This window comes from Paenibacillus sp. 01L418 (assembly GCF_056400045.1).
Genome location: NZ_JBFTSN010000496.1, coordinates 1 through 4249, shown reverse-complemented (window position 1 = coordinate 4249; position 4249 = coordinate 1). Strand labels below are relative to the sequence as shown.

The 4249-nt window shown below is 45.9% G+C and carries 3 protein-coding genes; all 3 read right to left on the bottom strand.

All coding sequences use genetic code 11. From position 1 onward, the window contains the following. Positions 1-56: 56 nt before the first annotated feature. From AC1DSE_RS31245 to AC1DSE_RS31235, 3 genes are read right to left on the bottom strand one after another with little or no spacing between them, the layout of a single operon-like run. Positions 57-1793 carry an ABC transporter ATP-binding protein gene (locus tag AC1DSE_RS31245; protein WP_083681904.1) on the bottom strand — a complete coding sequence of 579 codons (1737 nt, stop codon included), beginning with the start codon at positions 1791-1793 and terminating at the stop codon, positions 57-59. Positions 1794-1836: 43 nt separating this feature from the next. After that, positions 1837-3600 (bottom strand): ABC transporter ATP-binding protein, encoded by a 1764-nt coding sequence (locus tag AC1DSE_RS31240; protein ID WP_477508930.1) that lies wholly within the window; start codon positions 3598-3600, stop codon positions 1837-1839. A gap of 58 nt (positions 3601-3658) precedes the next feature. After that, positions 3659-4129 (bottom strand): MarR family winged helix-turn-helix transcriptional regulator, encoded by a 471-nt coding sequence (locus AC1DSE_RS31235; protein ID WP_477528768.1) that lies wholly within the window; start codon positions 4127-4129, stop codon positions 3659-3661. Between the last annotated feature and the right edge of the window lie 120 nt (positions 4130-4249).

Here is a 4249-nt window from a genome sequence, read left to right as displayed (position 1 = left end):
CACTATGGATTGACGACTATTCCACGATTTTTAGTTTTTTTGGAGTACATGCCCCTTTACAAAGCCGCTTCCGCAGTCTCAAACTGGCTATTGTACAATTCAGCATAGAAGCCGTTTGCCGCAAGAAGCTCGTAATGATTGCCGCTTTCGATAATATCGCCGTCCTTCATGACGAGAATAATATCGGCATTCTTGATCGTAGACAACCTGTGCGCGATAACAAAAGAAGTTCGTCCTGCCATCAACCGGTCCATCGCTTCCTGAATGAGAAGCTCTGTTCTCGTATCGACAGAGCTTGTTGCCTCGTCGAGGATGAGCAGTGGGGCGTTCGCAATGAGCGCTCTTGCAATCGTGATGAGCTGTTTCTGACCTGCGGAAAGGTTCACTTGCTCGTTCAATACCGTGTCGTAGCCATTCGTTAAGGTTCGGATAAAATGATCAATACCGACAGCCTTGCAGACGGCCTTCACATCAGCATCGGTAACCCCTTGCTTGTTGAAGACGATATTTTCCTTGATCGTTCCCTCGAACAGCCATGTATCCTGAAGCACCATACAGAATTGTTCATGAACATTTTCCCGAGGAAGCTCATGGATTGGAACGCCATCGATAGCGATTTCCCCGCCATTCAGCTCATAGAATCGCATCAGCAAATTGACGATCGTCGTCTTCCCTGCACCCGTCGGCCCGACGATGGCGATCTTCTGACCAGGCAAAGCACGGGCTGAGAAATCGTGAATAATGAGCTTATTCGGATCATATCCGAAGGAAACGTTCCGGAATTCGACCTGCCCCTTAACATCCTTAAGCACCTTCGATTTATGGTTCTCGTCCTCAAGCTCTTTCTCTTCCAAAAATTCAAAAACGCGCGCGGCTGCGGCTGCAGTTGATTGCAGACTAGTCGCAGCTTGTGCAATTTGCCCCAAGGGCTGCGTGAACAATCGAACATAAAGCATGAAAGCGACGATGACACCAAACGAAATATGACCATTCATCGCTAATGCTCCGCCGACAATACAGACCGACACATAACCGAAGTTTCCGACAAACATCATGAGCGGCATCGTCAAGCCGGATAGAAACTGCGACTTCCATGAGCTTTCATATAATTTATCGTTTATTTGATTAAAAGTTTCTTTCGCCTTTCGCTCTCCATTATAGACCTTAACCACATCGTAGCCAGAGTATATTTCTTCGACATGGCCATTCATCGCACCAAGATTCGCCTGCTGGTGAACGAAATGAGTTTGTGATTTTTTGATCATCACGGTCATAAAGGCAAATCCTAGAAACGTCGAAATGATTGCCGTCAACGTCATCCATACGTTTGTATAGAACATCATGACCAAGGAGCCGACCAGCATTGTTACAGAAGTAACAAGCATCCCGACGCTTTGATTCATCGTTTGCCCGATCGTGTCGATGTCGTTCGTGACGCGGCTCAGCACGTCTCCATTGCTCGTGGAATCAAAATATTTGAGCGGAAGCTTATTGATCTTCTGGGAAATGCGCGTACGCAAGCTTTTCGATACCTTCTGTGTTACCGTAGCCATAATATAGCCTTGGAAGAACGAGAAGATGACGCTTAATCCATATAGAACAGCAAGCAATATACCAATGCTGCTAATCGCGTCCATGTCAATTTCGCCCATTAACCCTTTGGTAATATGATCCGTCATATCTTTCAGCTTGCTTGGCCCGACAATCGTAAATATCGTGCCTACCACGGACAGCAGCAGAGCCACGACAATAAGAGGAATGTACGGCTTGCAATAGGCGACGAGCTTGCCCATTGTGCCTTTGAAATCGATGTTTTGCTTGGTAGCGACCTGTTGTTTAGCCAATTTCAAGCTCCTCCTTCGATAACTGAGAGTTCGCGATCTGACGATATACCTCGCAGGTTTGAAGCAGCTCTTGATGCGTGCCTCTTCCTACAATTTTGCCTTCGTCTAGAACGAGTATGAGATCGGCTTCCTTAATCGTTCCGATTCGCTGCCCCACAATTAGGTTGGTAGCTCCAGCTGTTTCTTGATTCAACATGGAACGCAGCTGGCGGTCGGTTTTGTAATCAAGTGCAGAGAAGGAGTCGTCAAAAATATAAATGTCAGGCTTACGGTAGATAGCCCTAGCGATGGATAACCGCTGCTTCTGTCCGCCGGACAAATTCGAGCCGCCTTGCGAGATCGTGCCCTCATACCCGCCTTCCAGCTTCTCGACAAACTCTTGCCCCTTAGCGATCGCTACCGCTTTCTTCACATCGTCCGCCGAGCCAGCCACATGCCCATTATCACCATAAGCAACGTTGGACGTTACTGTTCCGCTGAACAATACGGCTTTCTGAGGAACATAACCAAGCTTGTTATGCAGATCTTTCAGTGAGTAATCCTTCACATTCATTCCCGCAACAACCACTTCGCCGTCCGTCACATCGTAAAACCTTGGAATTAAGTTCATCATTGTACTCTTGCCGCTACCCGTGGAGCCGATAAACGCAACCGTCTCTCCCCTGCGTGCAACGAAGCTGATATCCCTAAGCACATATTCATCCGAATCCGCATACTTGAAGCTGACATTCCGGAATTCAATCTCTCCTGCTTTCGCAGCATTAGTCGATTTCGAACTGCCATCCTTGATGCTTGGTTCTGTATTTAATACTTCCATGACACGCTTGGCAGCAACCGACGCCCGCGGCAGCATGAAGAAAACCATCGACAGCATCATAAAGGCCATGACGATCTGCATGGCATAGGACGAGAAAATGACCATGTCGCTAAACAAGCCTAATCTAGCTGCTGTATCCGCTCCATTAATCAGATACGCACCGATCCAATAAATCGCCAAGCTTAATCCGCTCATGATTAGACTCATGACCGGCATCATTAATGCCATTAATCGGCTCGTGAATAGATTCGCATCGGTTAACTCCCGATTTGCATACTCGAACTTTGCTTCTTGGCTCGGTCCAGCATTATAAGCACGAATGACACGTAGACCTTGAAGCCCTTCTCTCGTTACTCGGTTCAGTTGATCCGTTAGTCCTTGAATCATTCTGAACTTCGGCATGGCGAACAAAATAACGATCGCGATCATGAGAAGAAGCAGTGCAACCGAAATACCAGACGAGAGCGTCCATTGCCAGCTCTTGCTTGAGATTTTCACAATTGCCCAGCCTGCCAAAATAGGCGCTTTAATCATGACCTGCAGCCCCATCGCCACAATCGTTTGTACTTGCGTAATATCGTTCGTGGAACGCGTAATGAGGCTTGCTGTTGAAAATTGATTCATCTCGGCCATGGAGAATGATTCAACCTTGTCGAAGAGCAGGCTTCTAAGCCTCTTAGCGAGTGATGCAGCGCTCTTCGCGACCAAATAAACAACGATGAAGGACGCAATTAAGCTTCCAATGGCACACAGCATCATATAGGCGCCTGGCTCCCATACCTCGTTTAAGGAGCTGCCTTCCGTCTGCACCAGCTTTGTGATTTCTGCCAAATAATCGGGAAGCTTGAGATCGAGCCATACCTGGAACACGATAAATGCAGTACTGATGACGATAAACCAAACATTTTTGGGATTGAAATACTTCAAAATCTTAAGCATTTATCAAACGCTCCTTCTCCATGTTGTTAGCCATAGAACTGTAAGCCTACTAACTATATTACAATAATAAAAGCCGCTCTAACAACTTCGACGACYACTCCAAATTCTTTTTGATTTTATCGAGCACATTAAAAAAAGTATCCATCTCCTCTTGCGATAGACCTTTCTTAATTTCACGCTCCAATTCAACGTATTTTAAAATAATGGCTTCATGGTATTCAATAGCTTTTGGCGTAAGAATAATCCTCTTTAGTCTTGCATCATAAGGAACAGACTCTCTCGTTATGAGATTATTTTTCTCCATCAACTGCAAAATCTTACTCGCGGTCGAACGCCGAATCGTGAACTGGCTCTCGAAATCGCGTTGAAAAATCTCCTTGTGCTGGTTCTCAACAAAGTACCTCAGCACCCATCCATGCATGCCAGTCAATTGATCGCCATATTTTTGACTCATAAACCCGCTAACCTGTCTATGCAGCATATTTCTTAGCGTTCTAAGTTCGAGCGCAACTGATCGATCTCTGTTCATTTTCGCCCCCCTTTACCTATCATCTCCAGCTCTTTCCTCATTTTATCACAATTATTGTTAGTCAACTAACATTAATTATACATTAGAAGCTTTTAACTACAATGAACATCAAAGAGGAGC

Coding starts and splice junctions, on each gene's coding strand:
- AC1DSE_RS31245 (WP_083681904.1), bottom strand. CDS start 1,793: ATGGGCAAGCTCGTCGCCTATTGCAAGCCGTACATTCCTCTTATTGTC.
- AC1DSE_RS31240 (WP_477508930.1), bottom strand. CDS start 3,600: ATGCTTAAGATTTTGAAGTATTTCAATCCCAAAAATGTTTGGTTTATC.